Origin of the sequence: Streptacidiphilus pinicola (assembly GCF_003258295.1) — a bacterium.
GTDB lineage: Bacteria > Actinomycetota > Actinomycetes > Streptomycetales > Streptomycetaceae > Streptacidiphilus > Streptacidiphilus pinicola.
The window spans coordinates 19,533-41,246 of record NZ_QKYN01000009.1; the positions used below are offsets into that span (position 1 = coordinate 19,533).

Genomic DNA, 21,714 nt, shown 5'->3' on the forward strand with positions numbered 1-21,714 from the left:
GCGGCACTGGCCGAGTGGTGGACCAAGGCCGCCGAGCGTCGTGCGGGCGAGGAAGCCGAAGCGGACCTTGCGGTGCCGTGGCCTGCGGCCTCGGCCTGTACCGCCGTCGCGACAACCATTCCTACGGCCAAGGCCGCAGTAGCCCACCGGCGCGCGCCAGGCAGGCGCCGACTCTCTGCGCGGAACGTATCTGACATGCCCTCGAATCTCCGTCGTCGTCGACTGAAGGAGCTCCCCTTCCGAGCGGGTCCGGGGAGTGAGAGAGACAGTGCCGGACACCCATCCTCACGTCAAGAATAAATTCGTAATTAACGATTTGATGCGGCGTCATCCCAGGCCGGCGGCCTGTCTTATGAGGTCATTCGCCCGATATGTTCAGTCCCGAGGTGATTGATCTGCACGGTGGAGAGGATGTGCGGTCCGGCGCCGTCCAGGCGGGTGGTGGCGATCATCGCGCGCCCCAGCTGCTCGGTGCTGGTCACGTAGCGGGGTACCACGCGACGCAGCAGCGGGTAGAGCGGGGACGTGATCTTGTAGAAGAGCCGGTACCAGGTGGTGCCGGACGTCTCCCCGTGGAGGGGCTGGATCATTCCGGGGCGGAACATGTAGGCGCGCATGTCCATGGCCAGCAGGGTGTTCTCCGTTTTCCCCTTCACCCGGGCCCAGTAGGTGCGGCCCTGTTCCGAGCTGTCGGTTCCCTCTCCCGACACGTAGACGAACGTCAGGTGCGGGTTGCCGGCGGCCACCACGCGGGCGGCCTCCACGGTGTAGGTGTAAGTGATCAGCTCGTATTCGGCGTGGCTTCGCCCCGCCACGGAGACGCCGAGGGTATAGAAGCAGGCGTCGGCCCCTGCCAGGTCCTGCTCCAGCGAGGACAGGTCGGCGAAGTCCGAGTGGACGACCTCGCGGAGTTTGGGTTCGTTCCGGCCCAGTGGCCGGCGGACGACGGCGATGATCTCCGTCACCTGGGGGTCTTCCAGGCAGGCGCGGAGCACTCCCTGTCCGACCATGCCCGATGCGCCAAACAGGATGACCTTCACCGTGACCCTCCTTCTGTTCTCGTTCGGTTCCGGGTGGTGGTTGTGCTTGGTCAGCGCGGCGGCTGATCGGTCGTCAGTCGGCGGCGGGTTCAATGATTCGGCGGGCGGCCTCGACGACCGCCGCGCGGTGCTGTGCCAGGCGTTCCGGCTTTTGGAGCTGGCCACCCTCGTCGGCCCAGAACCATGCCTGGGCCGCGGCCAGGACCATGGTCAGCAGGTCGTCGGGCAGCATCTCCTGGGCGAGGTCGCCGCGCTGCTGCGCCTCGGCCAGGCTGGCGGCCTTGCCCTCGAAGGCCTCCGCTTCGAGCCCGTCGGCGTCGGGGCGTTCCAGGAGCTTCCAGAGGCGCAGGCGCATGAGGTCCCGCCGGGCAACCAGGTGGTCGAAGATAGCTCCCGCATAGCCGGGCAGGTCCTCGACGTCGAACGGCACGGCCGCGATACCGGCCTCGACCGCCCGCCGCAGCACCTCGTCGAACAACTGCTCCTTGTTGCCGAAGTAGATGTAGATCATCCGCTTGTTCGCCCCGGCGTTCTCGGCGATGCGGTCCACGCGGGCGCCCGCGATGCCGTAGGCGGCGAACTCGGCGAAGGCGGCGTCGAGCAGTCGGGTCTTGGTGGCGTTGGCATCGCGTGGCGGCATGAACCAACCCTACAACTAACTATCCAGTTGGTTGACTCCCAGAAGAGGCGGATCTACGTTGGTATCTATCCGGTTAGTTCGGAGGATCGTGATGGAACAGCGCACGCTGGGCAATGAGGGCCTGACCGTGGGGGCGCAGACGCTCGGCCGCATGGGCATGAGCGCCTTCTACGGGACGACCGACGAAGCGGAGTCGCTCGCCCCCGAGCACCTGGGCACCCTCGACGGCTGACCCGACACCACCCGGGCTTGTGGCCGCGCACGCCGGGCCAACACTTCTTGGATCACACAAAGGACACTGCAATGCCGCAAGCGGCCGACCGCCTCACCCTCGGCGAGACCACGATCACCTACCTCGTCGACGGGTCGGGCGAGCACAACCCGGACACCATGCTGCCGGGCCTGGACTGGGCGGCCCACCCCGGCTCCCTGACGGACGGCCACCTGGTCCTCACCTTCGGCGCCTTCCTCGTGCAAACCGGGGACCGGAACATCCTGGTCGACCTCGGCATCGGCGACCTGGACATGGACATCCCTGGCCTGGCCCACGTCAAGGGAGGCCGCCTGTTGGAGAGCCTCGCCGCGGAAGGGCTTTCCCCCGAGGACATCGACACCGTGGTGTACACCCATCTGCACCTGGACCACATCGGCTGGACCAGCGACGTCGCACCGACGTTGCACGGGCAGGGCGCGAATACGCCCAGGGGTCTCACGTTCGCCGGTGCCCGGCACCTGATGGCCGAGCCGGAGTGGCAGTACTGGACCACCGGCGAAGGAGCCCATGAGGTGGGCGGGCCCGACCCCGTGGCCACGCTGGGGCCACTGCTTGGCGCCGTCGACTTCGTCCAGGGCGGTGACACCGTCGCACTGGGCGTCACCGTCGAGGACACCGCCGGACACACCCCCGGACACCTGGCCGTCGTCGTCCGCGACCCCTCCGGCGCGAGCGCCGAGTCGGTGCTGATCGCGGGAGACATCTTCCACGCACCGGTGGAGATGGCCGAGCCGACCTGCGTCTTCTCCACCGACGTCGACCCGGCCCAGGCTCGGAAGGTGCGCAACTGCATCCTCAAGCGCCCCGACACCGTCATCGCCGCCGGCCACTTCACCGATGGCGTCTTCGGCCGCGTCACCGAGGCCGGCACCGGCTACACCTGGACCCCCATCCGCCCCGTACCGCCACCGCACGACCAACCCGCGCGTCTGCCCAGCGGCTCTGACTGAGCCTCATACCGTACGGATTACCAAGCCCTGACCACTGATACCCGGTTTGAAGCACCCGAATACGAATGGAGAAACCATGTCCCCCCACGCGCCCCTCGCGCCGCAGGAAGCCGCCGACCGGCTGGCCATCCGCGAGCTCGTCGACGCCTACGCCCACTGCGCCGACCGCCGCGACGCGAAAGGTCAGATGGCCCTGTTCACCGAGGACACACGCTTCCTCGTGTACATGGACGCCACCGCCGCCGAACCCACCCAGGAACTGACCGGCCGCGAATCCCTGGCCCCGGTGTTCGACAACCTGAACACCTACCAGGCCACCACCCACTTCAACGGCCAGAGCACCGTCACTCTCGACGGCGACCGCGCCACCGGCGAAAGCTACTGCCTCGCCCACCACATCTCCCGCGACGAGCCCCCGCAGCGCACCATCATGATCGCCTCCATCCGCTACCTCGACCAGTTCGTCAAGCAGGCCGACGGCAACTGGTACTTCGCCGAACGCCGCCTCATGGTCGACTGGACCGAGACCCGCCCCTGCTCCCCCTGAGCACCAATCCCCGGGACGCCATCCCCGCCCAGCCGTCCACGAGCGGGCGGGAGACCCGAGTCCGGAGTCCGTCCCCTCGGCTGGGGCCGCCCTCCGGGAGACGGCATCGGCACTGCGTGGATCTGTCCCCGGGCCGCGGGACCAGCAGGCGTCGCGGGCAAAGGCGCCGACTCGCACAACAGTGAAGGACACATCCCCATGAGCAAGACCTGGTTCATCACCGGGACCTCCCGCGGCTTCGGCCGTGCCTGGACGGAGGCCGCTCTCGCCCGCGGCGACAAGGTCGCTGCCACGGCCCGCAACACCGACTCCCTCAAGGACCTCGCCGAACGTTACGGCGACGCCCTGCTGCTCCTCGCGCTCGACGTCACCGACCGCGCCTCCGCCTTCGCCGCCGTCCAGGAGGCGCACCGCCACTTCGGCCGCGTAGACGTGGTGGTCAACAACGCGGGCTACGGCCACTTCGGCTTCATCGAGGAACTGACGGAGCAGGAGGTCCGCGCACAACTGGAGACCAACCTGTTCGGCGCCCTGTGGGTGACCCAGGCCGCCATCCCGCTCCTGCGCGAGCAAGGCAGCGGCCATTTCCTGCAGGTCTCCAGTGTCGGCGGCGTGGCCGCCTTCCCCGGCCTCGGCGCCTACCACGCCTCCAAATGGGGCCTGGAGGGCTTCTCTGACGCCCTGCTCCAGGAGCTGGCGCCGTTCGGCATCAAGGTCACCCTCATCGAGCCCGGCGGCTACGCCACCGACTGGGGTGGCGACTCCGCATCCCACTCCGAGCCCAACCCGGTCTACCAGCCGCAGCGCGACGCCATCGCCGCGCACTTCAGCTCCGTCCCGCAGCCAGGGCCCGAGGTCACCGTCCCCGCGGTCTTCGCGGCCGTCGACGCCGCCGAGCCGCCGCTGCGCCTGCCGCTGTCCGGCTTCGCCTACGAGATCGTCACGGAGGTCTACCGCCAGCGGCTGCAGGCCTGGAAGCGGTGGGAGGCCGTCTCCTACTCCGCGGACGGCACCTGACGGCCGTACGCCTCCTCGACGCACCACCCGGCGGCGGGGCCGAGCGCCGCGCGAACACCGCTACTGGGGACCCGACATCTGATGAGGGACGAAGGCGTCGCCTCCGCGACCGGGCAACCGACCCTGTGGCGGAGGGTGCGTCGCGGGCTGTGGCAGCCACCGAGCCCCCACGGCGCGTCACCACGCGAACGCGTCGTCGGCCCGCGCGAACTGTTCTACGACCTGGTCGGCGGCGCCCTCCTGGTTCGACCGGACGGCCACATCGCAACCCGCTGGCGCGAACACCCACCCAATCCCGTCGCCCGTCAGCACACCCTCGCGGCCGTCACCGGATCGCAGGCCGCTCGATAGACCGCTGTCACGCCCCGTCCAGATGCGGTGGACACGACAACGCTGTCGTCCCAAGGCACTTGAGCCTCGGTCGCTCGACGTCGGGCCGCCAGGGTCTCGGCCACCCTCCAGGGTTAGCAGAATGCACGGGAGGAGCGGGCCTTCGTCGGTGGCTCAGTGGCTCGGTGGCTCGGTGGCTCGGCCGCGGAGGAGTCCCGCCTCACTCGGGCCCGGACGCGGCGGCGCACCGCCCACCACGCCCGGCCCTGAGCTGGTCGGATGAGATCTCCGGCAGGTGTGGTCCCGGGCGCGCGGTCCGCTTCCGGTCGGACGCACGGGTGCAGTGTGATGGACCGTATGGACAGTGAAGGTCGCACCACAGCAGACACCGCCAGGAACGACCCCCTGGTCCAGCTGAGCCTCGACCGGTTGCGGCAGCGCACCAGCATGAAATGGCGCGCCTACCCCGCTGACGTGCTCCCGCTGTGGGTCGCGGAGATGGATGTCCCCCTCGCCCCCGCCGTCGTGGCCGCCCTGCACGAGGCGATCGACCTCGGCGACACGGGCTACCCCTACGGCCGTGCCTACGCTGAGGCGCTCGCGGACTTTGCGCGCGAGCGCTGGCACTGGGACGGTCTGCGCGTCGAGGACACTGCGATCGTGCCAGACGTCATGCTGGGCGTGGTCGAACTGCTGCGACTGGTCACGGACCCGGGTGACGCCGTCGTCGTGTGCTCCCCGGTCTACCCGCCCTTCTACGCCTTCGTCAGCCACGATGGCAGGGAGATCGTCGAAGCTCCCCTGGGCGCCGACCTGCGCATCGACCTGGACACCCTCGAAGGGGCGTTCGTCCGGGCACGCGACGACGGCCGCCGCGGCGCGGCGTTCCTGATGAGCAATCCGCACAACCCCACCGGAGTCGTGCACACCCGCGAGGAACTGCGAGCTGTGGCGGAACTCGCCCGCGCGCACGGGGTGCGGGTCGTGTCGGACGAGATCCACGGGCCTCTGGTGCTCCCGGGGGCCGCCTTCACGCCCTTCCTCAGTGTCCCCGGCGCGGAGAACGGCCTGGCCGTGACCTCCGCGTCCAAGGCGTGGAACCTCGCCGGGCTCAAGGCCGCGGTCACCTTCGCAGGGCCGGAAGCCGCGGCCGACCTGCGGCGCATGCCTGAGGAGGTCAGTCACGGACCGAGCCACCTCGGCATCATCGCCCACACCGCGGCCCTGCGCTCCGGCCGCGACTGGCTCGACGACCTGCTGACGGGACTCGATGCCAACCGACGCCTGCTCGGACGCCTGGTCGAGCGGCACCTTCCGGGCGTCACGTACCGGCGCCCCGAGGCGACGTACCTGGCCTGGCTCGACTGCACCGCGCTGGACCTGCACGACGACCGCGCCGACGGACCCGGCGTGGTCAGCGACCTGGCCGGTCCGGCGCGGATGTTCCACGACCGGGCCCGGGTGGCACTCAGCTCGGGCCACGTCTTCGGCACCGGCGGTGCGGGCTGCGTGCGTCTCAACTTCGCCACCTCCCCGGCGGTGCTGCGCGAGGCTGTGGAACGCATGGGACGAGCGATCGCCGACCTGTGACACACCCCGTCAGGCACCCCGCCGGACGCGCCGGATACGGCAGAGTGGAGGCAGTCGCCTCCCAGCTCAGGGACGCGTCGCATCCTCCGGGGTCAACCAAGGGGTGGCATCGTCCGCCTGACGGGATGCGCTCAGCGCGACGAGCGCGGCGGTGATGAGGGCGAGCTCTGCCAGGGCCGGCAGGTGTCGGGCGGCGGGGAGCCGGATCAGCAGCGCCGCGGCGGCGGCCAGTTGGGCGCGCGGAACCGCTGGACGGTCAGCCTGGTGAACGCCGCGTGCCCCACAGGGCGGTCTGCCACGCGCCCGCCTGGTCACCGGAGGCCCGCAGGTACCGGGCGGCCTGGAGCAGGGCTACTACGTCTTCGCGACGTCGACAACGCCATGCGCATCGCCCAGGAGGAGGTCTTCGGCCCGATGCTGGTCGTCATCCCCTACGAGGACGAGGACGACGCCGTGCGCATCGCCAACGACTCCGAGTACGGCCTGTCCGGCGGGGTGTGGTCCGCCGACGAACAGCACGCCCTGGCCATCGCCCGCCGCATCCGGACCGGCAACCGTCACGATCAACGGCGCGCCGGTCGGCTTCGACGGCCCGTTCGGCGGGGTTCAAAGCCAGCGGAATCGGGCGCGAGTACGGCTTCGCCGGCCTGAACACCTACCTCGAGTACAAGACCGTCACCCTCTGATCACCCGTCGAACAGCGTCGGTGGCCCACTCCACGTTCACAGCTTCGCGCCGTGGAGAAACCGCGCGCTACCGGCTCATGGCGTCGAGTCGGGCGACCGCGTCGGCGGGCAACGACAGGTCGGCGGCGGCGATGTTCTCGCGCAGATGAGCCCGGGAGGAGGTGCCCGGGATCAGCATGGTGGTGAGCGAGCGCTGGAGCAGCCAGGCCAGGGCGACCTGCTTCGGAGAAGCTTCGAGTTCCGTGGCGATGTCGGTGAGCGCCTGGAACTGAAGCGGCTGGAAGCCGCCGAGGGGGAAGAACGGGGCGAAGGCGATGTTCTCGGCGGCGCAGCGGTCCACGAGTGCGTCGTCCTTGCGGTTGGCGAGGTTGTAGAGGTTCTGCACGGTGACCACCGGGGCGATGGCCTGTGCCTCGGTGAGCTGGGTGTCCGTGGTTCCGCTGAGCCCGAGATGGCGGATCAAGCCCTGGCGGCGCAGGTCGGCCAGGGTGCCGAACTGCTCGGCGATGGAGTCGTCGGATGGGCCGTCGAAGGAGGCGATGCGCAGGTTGACGACGTCCAGGGTGTCGAGGCCGAGGTGCCGGAGGTTGTCGTGGACCTGGGCGGTGAGTTCTGCGGGTCGCTGTGCCGGGAACCAGGCGCCGGTCTCGTCGCGCCTGGCCCCGACCTTGGTGACGACGTGCAGGTCCGCCGGGTACGGGTGCAGGGCTTCCCTGATGAGCTCGTTGACGACGTAGGGACCGTAGTAGTCGCTGGTGTCGATGTGGGTGATGCCCCGTTCGACGGCCTCGCGCAGCACCGTCAGAGCCTGGTCACGGTCCTTGGGCGGTCCGAAGACCCCTGGGCCGGCCAACTGCATCGCGCCGTAGCCCATCCGGCTCAGGGTGAGGTCGTCGGCGAGGGTCAGGGTGCCGCCGGGAGCGGTGCTGGTCATGGTGTGCCCTTCCTGTCCGTTTCTTGTCCGTTTCTTGTCCGTGCCGTCGTCGGGGGTGTCACGGAGCTCAGTGGAGTCCGTTGTGGCGGGCCTGGGTGGCGGCGGCCTGCGGTCCGTCGGCGAAGGCGGGGCCGTGGCCGGGCAGGAGCAGCACGAGTGGTAGCTCGGCCAGCCGGTCGAGAGAGGCGAGTGCTGCGGCGCCGTCGTGGGTGAAGCCGCGGGAGACCAGGGACGGGCCGGTGTGTCCGGTCATGTCTTCGCGGGTGACCAGGGCGTCGCCGGTGAACAGCACCCCGAGCGCCGGGAAGTGGTAGGCGACGGTGCCCTGGGTGTGGCCGGGCAGGGCGACGGCCTGCGGCCGGCCGGGGAACTCGTCGAAGTGGTGGTCGCCTTGGAAGGTGTGCGCGCCGTGCACCGGTTTGCCGCTGAAGCCGCCCATGCGGGCCAGGTGCAGCGGGCCGCTGATCGCTGCGGGACGGCGCAGCAGGTACGGGAGCATGGAGCGTTCGGGCTTCGCGTGGCGCATGGCACTGCGGGGTCCGTCGGTGAGGATCGCCGCGTCGGCCTCGTGAATCCAGATGTCCGCGCCGGCCCGCTGGGCGGCGGTCACCAGTCCGGTGTGGTCCGGGTGGCCATGGGTGAGCAGGACCGCCTTGATGTCGTGCAGGGACCTGCCGGAGCGAGCCAGGTGTTCCCGCAGTTGTCCCAGGTGGCCGGGGAGCCCGGCGTCGACCAGAACCAGGCCGTCGGGGTGGTCGACCAGGTAGAAGTTGACCATGTCGTCGCCGAGGCGTTCGACAGCTGGGGCGACCTGCTGGACTCGATCGGGCTGCGTGCGACGAGACATGATTCCCTCACTGCTGCGCGCGTCAAATATTTGACTACAGTCAACTGTATCTAATCCCTGGAGGGCATGCTCCATGTCGTCGACACCGGGCCGCAAGCCGTACGACTCCACCCGGCGCGCCGCCGCCGCGCGGCGTACCCGCGCGGCGGTGCTGAGGGCGTTCGGCGAGCTGCTCGTCGCCGACGGCTTCAAGGCCGCCACGATCCGCGCGGTCGCCGACCGCGCCGGCGTCTCGGCCGAGACCGTCTACAAGACGTTCGGCGGCAAGGAGGGACTGGTCAAGGCGCTGTGGGACGTCACGCTGGCGGGCGACGACGAGCCGGTGGCCATGATCGACCGCGAGCAGGCACGCGAGGTGCGCGCCGCCGACGAGCCCGCGACGAAGATGTGGCTGTACGCCCGCGCCGTCCGGGCCATCCATGAGCGAGTGACGCCGCTGGCGACACTGCTGGCCCAGGCGGGCCCGGAGGGCGCCGCCGTACTGGCGACGGGCGAGCAGGAGCGGCGCGTGTCGGTCCGCGCCTTCGTCGACCATCTCGCCGACCGCGGCGTGCTGCGCCCGGGCGCCGACCCCGTCCACGTCACGGACGCCTGCTGGGCTCTCACGACGACCGCACTCTTCGCCAAACTCACCGTGGAGGCCGGCTGGGACGGCGACGCCTACCAGCGCTGGCTCACCGACATGCTCACCGCCACACTGCTGTGATCGCGCCGGTCCGCGCCGCCCGGCGGCGGGGCGCTGAACCCCGGGCACGCATCCGCGGATGCACGGCTGGGCCTCAGACCGGGTTGTTCCACATGCGGAACATGGTGCACTTGCTGTTCTTGTCGAACGACACGGTCCACAGATTGGCGAAGGTGCCAAGTTCCTTGTAGCGGCCGGTGCCCTCGATCGCTGCGGTATCTCCGTTGATGGTGAGGAGGGACCACTCGAAGTCCCAGCCGCCCTCCTGCCACAGTGCACGGCCGAGCCGGGACCCTTGAGCCTTGAGCCGGGCCGGCCGGTCGGTCTCAGTCGGACCTGTCAGGGCCGGTCACTCACACCGTGCGGGCGCCAGTCCACCGGCGGCGGCAGTGTGCCCTGCGCGATGATGTTCGTGTAGACGCTCTCCAGCGCCTGGCTGAGCGGCCCTTCAAGCTCGCGCGGCAAGCCGTCGAAGAACAGGCGGCGCACGAGTTCCACGTGTCCCACGGCCGCGTCCTCGAGCACCCTCCGGCCGTGCCGCGTCAGCCTGACCTCGGTCACGCGCCTGTCGCTCGTGGACAGGCTGCAGCTCACGAGGTCCCGCTGGGCCATCCGCCGCACGTGGTGCGAGACCCGGCTGCGCTCCCAACCGATCTGCGCGGCCAGCACCTTGATCGGCATCAGGCCCCTGTCGGCGACGCTCAGGGCCGTCAGGACGTCGTAGTCCGGCAGGGACAGATCGCTGTCGGACTGGAGCTGGCGATTCATCTCGTAGGTCAGCCGCAGCTGCACCCGGATGTACGCCAGCCAGGCCCGTTGCTGTTGGCTGTCGAGCCACCCGCCCTCGGGCACCGGCGCGCCACCGTTGGAATTGCGTGACATTTCACCTAAGCTTTCTGTCAAGGACCACCGTCAAGGCGTGCCGCCCCCACATCATCGCGCGGGGACCGCCAGGAGCAGGAGGTACCCATGCCGTACGCAGCAGTGCTCACCGGATACGGATCACCCGAGACGCTCGTGTGGTCGGAAGTCGCCCTGCCCGCACCGGGACCCGGCCAGATCAGGATGCGCGTGCACGCGGCAGGGGTCGGCCCGACCGACCTGAAGATCCGGCGCGGCGACCTGCGAGGAGTCTTCCCGCTGCCCGACCCCGCCGTTCTCGGCTTCGAGGCCGCCGGCACCGTCGACGCCCTCGGCGCGGGCGTGACCGGCGTGTCGGTGGGTGACGAGGTCGCCGCCCAACTGCCCGCGCTCGGCGGGTACGGCGAATACGCCCTCACCTCGGCTTGGACCGCCAAACCGGCCGGCGTGAGCTGGGCCGACGCCGCAGCGCTGCCCGCCTCGGCCGAGGCCGCCGTCGGCGTCCTGCGCCAACTCGGCGTCACCTCCGGCGAGACCCTGCTCGTCCTCGGCGGCGGAGGCTCGGTCGGCGTGATCGCCACCCAGCTGGCCGTGTCCCAGGGACTTACGGTCTTCAGCGCCACCGGCCCTCGCGACGAGCAGTTCGCGAAGGAGCTCGGCGCGATCCCGGTCCGCTACGGATCGGCGCTCCTCGCGCAGGTACGCACGCACGTCGGCAAGGTGGACGCTGTCCTCGACGCCGCAGGCAAGGGCGGTCTGCGCGACGCCGTCGAACTCGCGGGCGGCCCCGCGCGCGTGATCACCCTCGCGGACGAGCACGCGGCCGACTTCGGCGTCGCCCTCTCCGCCCCCACCCCGGACCGCGCCCCCGACGCGGTCGAGCAGATGATGCCACTCCTCGCGTCCGGGCAACTCCGCCTGCGTGCCCAGCGACTGCTGCCGATGCGGGACGCGGCGCAGGCACACGCCCTCCTCGAAGCGGGCACAGCGCACGAGAAGCTCGTCCTCACCGCCTAGCGGCCCGTCGCAGGACACCGTTCACACCAACCGCGGAAGGAACCAGATGGAGAGCCCGATCGAGGTGGTGCGCAGGTTCTGCGCGGCGTGGTCGGACAACGCCGAGGCCGCCGAGCTGGCAGCGTTCTTCACCGACGATGCCGTCTACCACAACATCCCGCTCGAGCCGACCATCGGTCGAGATGCCATCTCCGACACCATCAGCTCGTTCATTCGCCCTGGCCCGCCAGGTATCGAGCACATCGAATTCCGTGTCATCAACATTGCGGCCAACGGACCGGTCGTCATGACCGAGCGGGTGGACGTCTTCAGACTCGCTGACAAATCGTTCGAGCTGCCGGTCATGGGGACCTTCGAGGTCACTGACGGCAAGATCAACGCCTGGCGCGACTATTTCGACCAGAACCAGTTCACCAACCGGATGGGATAAGCGCGCAGAGCCCGGACGGCTCACGGCTCTGCCGTGCTGCAGCTTCGTGCGCGAGGACGGCGTCGTCCGTTCGAGTGACGCATGGCCGAACGCAGATGCGGTCACCGTGGAGGCGTCGCAGGCTGGGCCGCATGACCGAGCCATCGCCCTCCGGCGCGCCGCACCACCACGCTCACGTCGTTGTCCACCACGTCGTCGACGCCAACCCGCCGTTCCGGCGCGTGGACATTCTCGGCACTGAGGTGGGCAGGGCCCACAGCCTTCGGGACGTCGCCGAGTTCTGCCGCCGCGCCGGCCTGGACGAGCTCGACCTTGAGGCCGACGACATGGTGCAGTGGATCGGCGGCGGCTCTGACGTATGGGAATGACCTGCGGTACCGGAGGGGGGCGTCCAGTCAGTGCGTCGGAGGTCAGCGGGCCTGGCGCCCGCTCCAACCGGCTACGGCATGAGGACGATCTTGCCGTGGGTGTGGCGTCGTTCGAGCTCGGCGTAGGCCTCGCGGACCTGCGTGAGCGGGTAGACGCTCGCGATCGGTACCTCGAGGTGTCCGTCGGCGATCAGGCCGGCGAGCTCGGCGAGTACCTTCGCCCCCGGTCCGGCTGCGGTCCCTCCATCGGTCTTCACCCCGTACCTCGCGGCGGCCACGAAGTCGGTGATGGTGTCGATCCGCTCGGTCGCGACGCCGAGGGCCAGGGCGAGTTCGACGTACCCGTCCCCGAAGGTGTCGATGAAGGCGTCCACGCCGCCCGGCGCAGCGGCTCTGATGCGGTCAAGGACGCCCTCCCCGTACCTGACGGGGATCACGTCGTAGCTCCTCAGCCACGCGTGGTTGCGCTCGCTCGCCAGGCCGATCACCGTGGCCCCGGTGCGGCGCGCCAGCTGGACCGCGAGTGAGCCGACTCCGCCGGCGGCCCCGGAGATGACGACGGTCTCCCCCTTCTCGGGCCCCACGGCGTGGACCGCTCCCCACGCGGTGACACCGGCGACATACAGACTGCCTGCCACCTCCCAGGAGACCCGGTCCGGTTTGCGCGTGAGGTCGTCCGCCTCGACCAGGACCAGCTCCGCCTGCGAGGCCCGCTTGTTACTGAAGCCGATCACCTCGTCACCTGGAGCGAATCCTCCGACCCCGGCACCGACCTCCTCGATGACGCCGGCCAGGTCGCTGCCCTGCCCTGAGGGGAAGGTCGACGGGAACATCTGCGCCAACGCCCCCGTACGGATGACCGCTTCACTGGGGTTGATGCCGGCCGCCATCACCCGCACCAAGGCCTGCCCGTCCCCGGGCACCGGGCGTTCCACCTCCCCGACCCGCAAGACGTCGATCCCGCCGAACTCGTCGTACCTGACCGCCTTGGGCATGGCCTCGCTCCTTCGACTCGCTGAGATTGACCGGAATGCGGGCTACGCCCGCCGGAGTTCAAGCAGCATCACGGGATCAGGTGATTCACAACGACGGGCGGGGAAATCGCAGGAGCTCCTAGCAGTACCGGCAAGGACTGACCGCCTTGGCGCGAGCCACTCGTTCGTCGTCGCGCTGCACGGTCCCGGTCGGCGCTGTTACGGGCGTTGATGCCCTCGGCTGGGGTGCGGCTGCGGTCGGCTGAGTCTGGGGCGCCGCTCCGGCCAGTTCCTGGCGGCCGACGCGGATGGTGGCGATCGCGATGAGCAGGGCGAGCAGCGCGACGCCCGCCGCGACCTCGAAACCACGGGAGAATCCGACCGCCAGGGCGTGGTCGTAGACGGACGTGGGCGGTGGGGTGCCAGGTCTCACGGCTGCCGCGTGTGCGGTCTGAGCCCTGACGCTGTTCGCGACAGCGGTCCACGCGACGGTGCCGAGCACAGCAAGCCCGATCGCGCCGCCGACCTGCTGGCCGGTGTTGAGCAGGCTGGAGGCGACGCCGGAGTCCCGCTCGGCCACGTTGTGCAGGGAGACGAGGGACAGCGGGACGAAGACCAGGCCGAGCCCGAACGAGGTTGCGAGCAACGGGCCGAGCAGGTCGCCGGCGTAGCCGGAGTGTTCGGTCAGCCGGGAGAACCAGAACGTGCCGCCCGCGACCGCGGCGGCGCCGACTAGGATCAGCGGCCTGGCGCCGACGCGCGCCACCAGCGGCGCGGCGAGCGCGGAGCCGGCCACGACCCCGACGGCGAAGGGCAGGTAGGCGATGCCCGACTGGATCGCGCTGTAGCCGAGCACGGATTGCATGAACAGGGTGAGGAAGAAGAACAGGCCGAACAGCGCCGTGGCGATGCACAGCATGATCAGGTAGGTACCCGACCGGTTACGATCGGCCAGGACCCGCATCGGCAGCAGCGGATGGGTGCTGCGCCGCTCGATCCAGACGAACGACACCAGCAACACGACGGACGCGGCGAGCGCGGCCAGTACCTGGGTGTCACCCCAGTGCGACACTCCGTCGGCCCCGGTCGCGGCCTTGGACAGACCGTAGACGAGCAGCGCGACTCCGCCGGTGGCGGTGACAGCTCCACCCACGTCGATCCGACCCGGCCTGCGGGGCGATTCGGCCAGCACCCGCGGTGCCGCGGCCGCCACCAGGATCCCGATCGGGACGTTGACGAACATCACCCACCGCCACGACACGTAGGTGGTCAGGATGCCGCCGAGCAGCAGGCCCACCGCGCTACCGGCGCCGGCCATGGCCGCATACACGCTGAACGCCCTGTTGCGCTGCCCGCCCTCGGGAAAGTTGGTGGTGATCAGCGCGAGTGCGGTCGGTGCGATCACCGCGCCGCCGACGCCCTGGACCGCCCTCGCCGTGAGCAGCCACCACTGGCTGGTGGCGAACCCGCCGAGGAGGGACGCGGCAGAGAAGAGCAGCAGCCCGAAGACGAAGACCCGCCGCCGCCCGAGAATGTCACCGGCTCGGCCGCCGAGCAGGAGCAGTCCACCGAAGGTGACCGCGTAGGCGTTGACCACCCACTCCAGGCCGGAGCCGGAGAAGCCGAGCGCGCGCTGCACGTGCGGCAGCGCCACGTTGACGATGGTGGAGTCGAGCACGACCATGAGCTGGGCGCTGGCGATGACGAGCAGAGCCAGGTCGAGGCGTCTGCTGCCGCCGTCGGCCCTGGTCCCGCGTGAGGCTGCACGCCCGTTCGTGGGGTGCGGGACCGACGTCGGATGAGAGGTGGTCGCGTCGTCAGACCGATCAGCGGTGCTGTCCGCGCCGGAGGTTGGTGATGTCACGGTTTCTCCCTGGGCCTCGGAGGACCTTCCTGGCGGCCGTGCGGGCCTTGGCGACAGGGACCCGGCTCGGGCTCGGTGCCGGGACGATGCGAGGGCCTCACGGAGTCCGGCGATCGGTCACGCCGGATGACGCGGACGCCGACGCATCCAAGCCGCTCGGGCCCTACCCTTCGGCCGCGAAGGCCGCGGATGCGGACGAAAAGTCCGGCAGCACTCCCATCTGAGCGAACATGGTGGTCATGCCGATATGACAGTTGAACTCCTGGATCCGGATCGGAACGAGTCCCACATTCACGTCGGCTACGGTGAGACGCCATCACCGGATTCGGGTGATTCTCGAACGACTTCCCCGATCGCACTACGGCTACGGTCACGGCCTGCGCTACCCCTACCCCCCGAGCCCTGAACGGGTGGTCCGGCTCCTGGCAGCCCATCGACCCGGGCGCCGGCGATGGATCGCCGGGTGAAAGCCCTCGTCCCCACTGGAGCCCGCACGTCGACGCGCCCAGCGTCTTCCATCTCGACCGCGTACTGGGCTGACGTGGCATCGACGGCGCCGTGGGCGGTCAGCGGTCCTTGGAGGGCCCGAGCTTCTGGATCTCGAGCAGGTCCAGGCCGAGTGCCTCGATCTCGGCCAGCACGCCGTAGAGCGCGGAGCGGTCCAGCAGGCCGGTGAGCAGGGTGTGCGGGCCACAGTGCTGCGGCGTCAACGCCGGGAACGCGGACAGCACGGTGGTGCCGAGGTGCCCGTCGATCCGAATGACGTACCGGGAGGGTGCCGAGTCCATGACGCCATGGTCGAGCGCAGGCAGGTGACCTCGCCTCACCCGGATCCGGTGACCGGTCAGCGCGTGCGGCGGTCGGCGAGCAAGCGCAGCTCGCGGGCACGCTGCACGGCCGAGGACCGGTCACGGACCTGGAGCTTGGCGTAGATGCTGCGCAGGTGCGTACTGACGGTGTTCGGCGAGACGGAGAGTTCGCCGGCGATCTCGGGCCGGGTCAGATTGGTCGGCAAAAAGCGCAGCACTCTGAGTTCGGTCGGACTGAGCGCCTCCGTCGGCGGCATCGACGACTGCTCTTCGGCCGCCGGGGACGAGCCGTGGAGGAGGTCGAGGATGTCGGCGAGCAGTGCGGCGTGCCCGGTCTCGTGCCGGGGCAGCGAATCAAGCAGCTCCGCTGACCCGGTCATCGCGAACGGCAGGACCAGCCGGTCCGGCTCCGCCAGGGCCAGCGCCTGTTCCGCCGCCTGGTTCGCGGCACTCTGGTCGCCGAGTTCGCGGTGGGCGAGCCCGGTGAGGAGGTGCGCCTCAATCAGCGTGGCGTAGCCGAGGACCGGTGCCGTGCCGTCGAGCACATCGTGCAGCGCGTCCAGGGCTGCGACTGGATCGCCTTCAGCGAGGCAGATCGCAGCGAGGGCGTTGCGCACTTCACCGGAGCCGGCCCGCTCGTCGTCGAGCGCCGCTAGGTCGGCGCGGGCTTCGCCCAGCCGCCCGAGACGGGCTTGCGTGGCGAGCCGCCAGCCGGTCACCTGGCTCGCCAACGCCTGCGATCCCTCCAGCCGCGCTGCCAGGTCCTCCGCCACCCCGAACTCCTCGAGCGCCTCGTGGCGGCGGCCGCGACCGGCGTACAGCATCCCGGCCGTCTGGTGCAGCAGCAGCCTGATGTCCGGTCCGGTGTCCGTTTGCAGCGCCTGTTCGGTGCGCTGCAACCACTGCTCGCCCTCGTCGAGCTCCCCCAGCATCACCATCGTGCCGGCGAGGGTCATCAGCGCCGGAGCGATCACCGGTTCCGTGCCCCAGCCGTACCGTTCGGCGAGCGCGATCGCTTCTCGGCAGCGCCGCTGGGTGGTGGCGAAGGCATCGGCCTTCGGCGTGGCAGCGCTGTGGAAGATGTAGGCGAAGGCGAGCTGCGCGAGGCAGCCCACCTCCAGGTACGGCCGACCGATCTCCCGGGCCAGCTCGGCGCCCTCCTGCAGGTGGCGTTCGGCGTCCGGCAGTCCCTGCGACCAGGCCTCCACGGTCCCCAGATTCATCAGCGCCACCGCCCGCAGGTCGCTGCCCAGGGCGATGGCCTCGTCGGACGTCCCCGTCAGCGGGGAGGCGAGGAACCTGGCCTGATCGACGACACTGTCGAAGTTGCCGCGCCGCCCGGCCAGCGACAGGTTGAGCGCCGCGACCGCCACCTGGAGGCGGCCCCGGCGGCCTGGCGGAGCGCTCTGCGCATGCGCCTCGGCCACAGTCAGATGTGCGGCTGCCTGGTCCAGGCGTCCCCGGAGGAGGTCGACGGTGGCGCGCACCAGGGCCAGCTCGGTGTGGTCCTCGCCGGGCGGGAAGGCCTGCAGCAGGGCCTGCATGGTCTGCGCCTGGCCGTCGAGGGTCAGGCTGAACGCGTGGTCGGTGAGCAGTTGGGCCGCCTCCCGCCAGTCGCCCGCCGCCTGGGTGTACCGGATTGCCTCGGCCACCTCGCCGTGCTGGGTGAACCATGCGGCGGCCCGGCGGTGCATCGCGGGGATCTCTGCGGGAAGCGTCCGGCGCAGTTCCAGCCGGAGCAGATCGGAGAGCAAGTGGTGGTAGCGGAACCAGACACGTCCGGGGTCGAGCGACTCGACGAACGCGTTGGCGTCCTCCAGGTCCAGCAGGATCTGCTCCGAACCAAGCCGGCCGGTCAGCAGGTCGGCCAGCTCGCCGTTGACGCGGTCGAGCAGGGAGCTGCGCAGCAGCAGATCCTGGACGTCCGGGGGCTCGCGGTCGAGCATCTCGGCCAGCAGGTACTCGGCGACCGTGCGGTGGCTGCCGGAGAACTCGGTGACGAACCGCTCCGGGTCGGGGTGGTCGACCAGAGAGATCACCGCGAGCCGAAGGCCCGCGGCCCATCCCTCGGTCCGCTGGTGCAGCAGCGTCACCCCTGCGGCGGACAGCGTGATGCCCGAGGCGTCCAGCAATTCGCGGGTTTCGCGCTCGGAAAAGCGCAGGTCCGCCGCGCGGATCTCGGCCAGCTCGCCGGACAGGCGCAGCTGGTGAAGCCGCAGCCGCACATCGTGACGTGTGGTCAGGATCGCGTGTACGTTCGAGGGAAGGCCGGTCAGCAGCCGAGTGAGCTGAGCAAGCGCCTCTGGCGAGTGCAGCTCGTGGAGATCATCGACGGCCACCGTAACGCCGCCAGGAGCGTCGGCGAGTTCCGACAGCACCCGGTCGACCATCGCGTGCCCGTTGAAGTCGGGCGTCGCAGTAGTCGGCTCCTGCGCGCCGCTGTTCGAGCCGGTGGCACGACGGATCGCGTCGAACACAGCCAGCCAGAACTGCTGGGCGTCGCGCGCGTCGCGTTGCACCTGCACAAGCGCGAGGCCGTCCATGCGGCCTGGGCGGCCGGCCCAGGCGCGCAGCAGTGACGTCTTCCCGCTGCCGGCCGGAGCCGAGATGATCGTCACCTTGCTCGCCACCGCGCGGTCCAGGGCCGCGAGAAGGTCACCCCGGTCGATCAGCCGTGGGGGTGTTGGAGCCACCGTCACACTCCTGTCCTGATGTCTGCCTGTGCCCGACACCCCGGTACCGGCCGCGGCCCGGCGCCTTCCGCCTCGGCCTCCGGCCAGCGCCTCACCGCCCCGGTGCACCATGGAGACCCAGTGACGACCTCTCACCTGCATCGTAACAAGCATGGGCGCACTGATCGCCTGGCCAGGGTCCACCCCGGGGGGTATTCAAGACGAGACCGCGCCGGTGCGGGTCTTCAGCGCGTTCCCACAGCTCGACCGGCTCCTCCGCTACGCGCTCGCCAAAAGCAACCCACGGCACCTGCGCTTCGTGGCGCGTCCGCAACGAGGCTGGGCGAGCCGGCCGACATGACGGCGTCCCTCGCCGGCTGCGACGCCGGGTACGTCTGCCTCGGTCAGCGGGGTGGCACGGCGGGACGGCTCATGGGCCCGAGGCCAGACGATGGCCTTCGCGCTGCGCGCCTCCTGAAGGACGCCGGCGGCATCCCCGCCCACGGCAACGAGCGCTCCGAGTGGGACGCCGGCTGCCGATTCGATTCCGACAACCCCGAACACCGCTGATCCGCGCGGATCGGAGACGCAGGTCGATGCGAACAGCGCGAACGTGCTGGTAGGCGGTCCCGCCCATCAGCACGTCACGCATGGGGTTCAGGTGGCGGCGATACCCTCGCTGCCGGCGCCGCCCGGGATGTTCACGGAGCCGAACTGGGTCAGGGTACCGTCAGGGTTGACGGTGAACTCGTCGATGATGCCGTTGACTCCGGTCTGGACGTAAAGGAAGCGCCCATTGGGTGAGGCCGCCGCGTCGATGGTGCCCGGGTCGGTACTGGCGTAGCCCAGGGCGGTGAGGTGGCGGCCACGGTCGGAGGCGCGGAAGCCGCTGACGCTGTTGCTGCCGGCGTTGGAGGTGTAGAGCAGGTCGCCGATGGCGACCACCCAACAGGTGGCCGCTTGGCCGGTCGCGGCGAAGGCCGTCTGCTGTGCTGTCCCGTCGCGGCGGATGTCGATGGTCGTCAAGGCGTTGGGGCCGGCTTCGGTAAGGAAGATGCCGCGGCGGTCGTTGGGGACGAAGCCGAAGGGGACTGCGCCGGGGAGGTTGGTCACCACCGGGGAGTCGGACGGGGCACCGGAGTCGTCGATCGCGAACACGTCGAGGTTGTTGCCGTTGGCCTTGGTGGTCACGACCAGTTGAGAACCACCGCGGGCGAAGCCGACCTGGCCAGGGGTGTTGGTGAACTGCGGGGCGGCGTTCGGGTCGAGACCGAGGCAGCGGTGCCAGCGGTCCTGCTTGTGCAGGTGGTCGCCGTCCACGGTGTAGCCCTGGATGGAGCCGCCGTCGAGAGCGTTGAGGACGTAGACGAGGTTGCCGTGGACGGCGACGCTGACGGGGAAACGGCCACCGGAGCCCACGACCTGGCGCAGCCTCAGTCGGTCACCGCGGACGGCGAAGACCGAGACGGTGTTGCTGCCGGCGTTCACCGCGTAGAGCAGACGGTGTTCGCGGTCGTAGGTCAGCGAGCCCTGGGAGGCCAGGTGGTCGGCTACGGATCCTGTCAGCTGACCACCGAGGCCGTGGGTGTCGTAGGTGCCCGCCTGGGTGAGCCGCCCCCGCGCATCGCGGTCGTAGGCGATGATCTGGTTGCCGGACAGGCTGTTGGTCTGGGCGAAGACTGCGTGCCAGGCGTCGGCCTGGCGTGTGGCCGAGTTGCCGGCAGCAGGGGCGCTGGGAGCAGACATGGCCAGGGCGGACGCCGTGGCCAGAGTGGTCGCGAGGGACAGAGCGAGGCGGCGAGGGAGAACGGGCATGCTGAGGGCCTCCAGGCGGCGTTGCAGGGGTGGAGGGTCCTCGTGGGCGTGTGTTCCCTACTGCTCTGGCGTCGTGGCGAGGACCTTGAGTGCTGCGATCGCAGATACTCCGGTGTCGTCACCGGATCGAGGGGTCAATGTCGGCGTACGTTCAGTGACGATACGTCATAGAATGGTGATATTCGGACACTGTCTCCTCGGCGTGCCGCGATGGGCACGCCGTGACCTCTCATCACTTGGCTTGCCGTCCCTGCCATCCGAGCACGTCAGGCGAACGACGGTCCCGCGCGCCGAGTCGCTGGTGTCGCCGGGCGCGGATGGATGATTCGCCCGGCTCTCAGTTCGGAGAGTGGGCAGCGGCACTGCCGAACTCGCCGTTCGGGCGGGGAGTAGTGGGTGCATCCGCTGTCTTTCGCTGAACGGGACACCTGGTGCGACTGGCAGGCGGTCAGCAGCCCCGGCCCGATTCGAGCAATGGCTTGCGGCCGGCCAGATACTTCGTTTTGGGCCAAGCTCCCGCTGCGCCCATCCTCGGCACCGCGATCTTCGCGACGCGGCCGACCCACTCCGGTCGGGGAGCGCCATTCGGGCGTGGGTCGCGTCGACAGGCTCCCGGGCGTGTGGAGTCCCCCTGCGAACGGATTATGCGCGGTGCGCATCACCATACGGTCCAAGCCGCGCTCGACGACCTCGGAGGCGTAAGTGAGGGTTCGCCCGACGGAGTGGGCCACAGGTCCGACAGGTCCCACACGTTCCGAGGTGGTTCGGTGCGTCGGCACACGGAGGCATTGTGACGGGGCGATCGTGCGAGCGAGGACGTCGACGGGCACCGTGGTGGGCGGTCCGGAATGGTTGCGGCAGCGCCGCCAGTGTGTGGACGCCGATCCCGGTGTGACGCCGCGCTTTAACGCCTTATGCGTGACGGCATCAATCGCACATCGGAGGTCATCATGCCGCGTACACGCAAGGACGAGGCGTCGCTCCTCGTCGGCTCCCCTGTCATTCATTCAGGGTCGGTACGCCGAACTCGGGGACTACACCGTCTCCTTCGACACTTCCCCGAGGACGCCGACGGCACGCCTGCCTTCGTCGTCCTGCCCGACGACCGCCAGTGACCTGGCCCCATCCGGAGGCGGCCGCATCAACTTCTCATATTGGTAGGCGAGTTGAGGCCCGCGCGCCCTGCCGGGCGCCCGATGATGGTGGGGCCGCGCATCCGCGCGCATGAGGGGTGGGGGCGGGCTGCCGCCCGCCCCCGGAAGTGACACGTTTCCCCCGGTAGCAGCACCACCCGTCCCGGTAGTGCCGTCCGGCACTACCCACACCCCCACCAGGGGACCGAACCCAGACGGACATCCCACCCA

Annotated in this window: 20 protein-coding genes and 2 pseudogenes; 12 read left to right on the forward strand and 10 right to left on the reverse strand. The window is 70.0% G+C overall.

The annotated features are described in order from the left end of the window. Positions 1 to 350: 350 nt before the first annotated feature. Positions 351 to 1,040 (reverse strand): NAD(P)H-binding protein, encoded by a 690-nt coding sequence (locus tag DN069_RS02495; protein WP_111499080.1) that lies wholly within the window; start codon positions 1,038 to 1,040, stop codon positions 351 to 353. Positions 1,041 to 1,113: 73 nt separating this feature from the next. After that, the gene (locus DN069_RS02500; protein ID WP_111499082.1) at positions 1,114 to 1,680 is read right to left on the reverse strand and encodes a TetR family transcriptional regulator; all 567 of its coding nucleotides are present in this window, start codon (positions 1,678 to 1,680) and stop codon (positions 1,114 to 1,116) included. 91 nt (positions 1,681 to 1,771) lie between these two features. Between DN069_RS02500 and DN069_RS02505 the strand changes: the two genes are divergently transcribed. The 7 genes and pseudogenes from DN069_RS02505 to DN069_RS02535 all read left to right on the forward strand — a co-directional run. Next, positions 1,772 to 1,912, forward strand: coding sequence for a hypothetical protein (locus DN069_RS02505; protein WP_207892026.1), 141 nt, complete (start codon positions 1,772 to 1,774; stop codon positions 1,910 to 1,912). Positions 1,913 to 1,983: 71 nt separating this feature from the next. Next, positions 1,984 to 2,904, forward strand: coding sequence for an MBL fold metallo-hydrolase (locus DN069_RS02510; protein WP_111499083.1), 921 nt, complete (start codon positions 1,984 to 1,986; stop codon positions 2,902 to 2,904). Positions 2,905 to 2,980: 76 nt separating this feature from the next. Beyond that, positions 2,981 to 3,451 carry a nuclear transport factor 2 family protein gene (locus DN069_RS02515; protein WP_111499085.1) on the forward strand — a complete coding sequence of 157 codons (471 nt, stop codon included), beginning with the start codon at positions 2,981 to 2,983 and terminating at the stop codon, positions 3,449 to 3,451. Positions 3,452 to 3,649: 198 nt separating this feature from the next. Continuing rightward, the gene (locus tag DN069_RS02520; RefSeq protein WP_111499086.1) at positions 3,650 to 4,468 is read left to right on the forward strand and encodes an SDR family NAD(P)-dependent oxidoreductase; all 819 of its coding nucleotides are present in this window, start codon (positions 3,650 to 3,652) and stop codon (positions 4,466 to 4,468) included. An 81-nt stretch (positions 4,469 to 4,549) separates the two neighbouring features. Then, positions 4,550 to 4,819, forward strand: a complete 270-nt coding sequence (locus tag DN069_RS02525; RefSeq protein WP_111499088.1) for a hypothetical protein — start codon at positions 4,550 to 4,552, stop codon at positions 4,817 to 4,819. 327 nt (positions 4,820 to 5,146) lie between these two features. After that, entirely contained in the window at positions 5,147 to 6,388 is a 1,242-nt protein-coding gene (locus DN069_RS02530; RefSeq protein WP_424556240.1) for a MalY/PatB family protein, read from the forward strand. Between the two features lie 301 nt (positions 6,389 to 6,689). Further along, positions 6,690 to 7,074, forward strand: a pseudogene (locus DN069_RS02535) (aldehyde dehydrogenase family protein); the annotation flags it as partial. A gap of 67 nt (positions 7,075 to 7,141) precedes the next feature. Here DN069_RS02535 and DN069_RS02540 read toward each other — a convergent pair. Next, on the reverse strand, positions 7,142 to 8,008 hold the full coding sequence (locus tag DN069_RS02540; protein ID WP_111499092.1) for an oxidoreductase: 867 nt from the start codon (positions 8,006 to 8,008) through the stop codon (positions 7,142 to 7,144). Between the two features lie 67 nt (positions 8,009 to 8,075). Then, positions 8,076 to 8,855: an MBL fold metallo-hydrolase gene (locus tag DN069_RS02545; RefSeq protein WP_111499093.1), complete on the reverse strand. Its 780-nt coding sequence runs from the start codon at positions 8,853 to 8,855 to the stop codon at positions 8,076 to 8,078. Between the two features lie 73 nt (positions 8,856 to 8,928). On the opposite strand from DN069_RS02545, the gene DN069_RS02550 reads away from it, so the two are divergent. Beyond that, positions 8,929 to 9,561: a TetR/AcrR family transcriptional regulator gene (locus tag DN069_RS02550; protein ID WP_111499095.1), complete on the forward strand. Its 633-nt coding sequence runs from the start codon at positions 8,929 to 8,931 to the stop codon at positions 9,559 to 9,561. Between the two features lie 318 nt (positions 9,562 to 9,879). Here the strand turns inward: DN069_RS02550 and DN069_RS02560 are convergent, their stop codons facing one another. Then, on the reverse strand, positions 9,880 to 10,392 hold the full coding sequence (locus DN069_RS02560) for a MarR family winged helix-turn-helix transcriptional regulator (RefSeq protein ID WP_243638852.1): 513 nt from the start codon (positions 10,390 to 10,392) through the stop codon (positions 9,880 to 9,882). Between the two features lie 117 nt (positions 10,393 to 10,509). Here DN069_RS02560 and DN069_RS02565 point away from each other — a divergent pair, with 117 nt between their 5' ends. From DN069_RS02565 to DN069_RS02575, 3 genes are all read left to right on the forward strand, one after another. Further along, a complete protein-coding gene (locus tag DN069_RS02565) occupies positions 10,510 to 11,418 on the forward strand; it encodes an alcohol dehydrogenase catalytic domain-containing protein (protein ID WP_111499098.1) in 909 nt (302 codons plus the stop codon). Between the two features lie 46 nt (positions 11,419 to 11,464). Further along, positions 11,465 to 11,848, forward strand: coding sequence for a limonene-1,2-epoxide hydrolase family protein (locus tag DN069_RS02570; RefSeq protein WP_111499100.1), 384 nt, complete (start codon positions 11,465 to 11,467; stop codon positions 11,846 to 11,848). 131 nt (positions 11,849 to 11,979) lie between these two features. Beyond that, entirely contained in the window at positions 11,980 to 12,216 is a 237-nt protein-coding gene (locus tag DN069_RS02575; protein ID WP_111499102.1) for a hypothetical protein, read from the forward strand. A gap of 71 nt (positions 12,217 to 12,287) precedes the next feature. Here the strand turns inward: DN069_RS02575 and DN069_RS02580 are convergent, their stop codons facing one another. The 4 genes from DN069_RS02580 to DN069_RS02595 form a co-directional block, all read right to left on the reverse strand. Beyond that, the gene (locus DN069_RS02580) at positions 12,288 to 13,211 is read right to left on the reverse strand and encodes an NADP-dependent oxidoreductase (RefSeq protein WP_111499104.1); all 924 of its coding nucleotides are present in this window, start codon (positions 13,209 to 13,211) and stop codon (positions 12,288 to 12,290) included. A 118-nt stretch (positions 13,212 to 13,329) separates the two neighbouring features. Further along, complete coding sequence (locus DN069_RS02585; protein ID WP_207892027.1) at positions 13,330 to 15,054, reverse strand: MFS transporter; 1,725 nt, start codon at positions 15,052 to 15,054, stop codon at positions 13,330 to 13,332. A 566-nt stretch (positions 15,055 to 15,620) separates the two neighbouring features. Beyond that, positions 15,621 to 15,842, reverse strand: a complete 222-nt coding sequence (locus DN069_RS02590) for a hypothetical protein (RefSeq protein ID WP_111499106.1) — start codon at positions 15,840 to 15,842, stop codon at positions 15,621 to 15,623. A gap of 56 nt (positions 15,843 to 15,898) precedes the next feature. Further along, on the reverse strand, positions 15,899 to 18,556 hold the full coding sequence (locus DN069_RS02595; protein WP_243638853.1) for a winged helix-turn-helix domain-containing protein: 2,658 nt from the start codon (positions 18,554 to 18,556) through the stop codon (positions 15,899 to 15,901). A 435-nt stretch (positions 18,557 to 18,991) separates the two neighbouring features. Here DN069_RS02595 and DN069_RS41230 point away from each other — a divergent pair. Then, a pseudogene (locus DN069_RS41230) lies at positions 18,992 to 19,105 on the forward strand (flavodoxin family protein); the annotation flags it as partial. 87 nt (positions 19,106 to 19,192) lie between these two features. Here the strand turns inward: DN069_RS41230 and DN069_RS02605 are convergent. Continuing rightward, positions 19,193 to 20,350 (reverse strand): lactonase family protein, encoded by a 1,158-nt coding sequence (locus DN069_RS02605; protein WP_111499110.1) that lies wholly within the window; start codon positions 20,348 to 20,350, stop codon positions 19,193 to 19,195. Positions 20,351 to 21,714 lie beyond the last annotated feature (1,364 nt).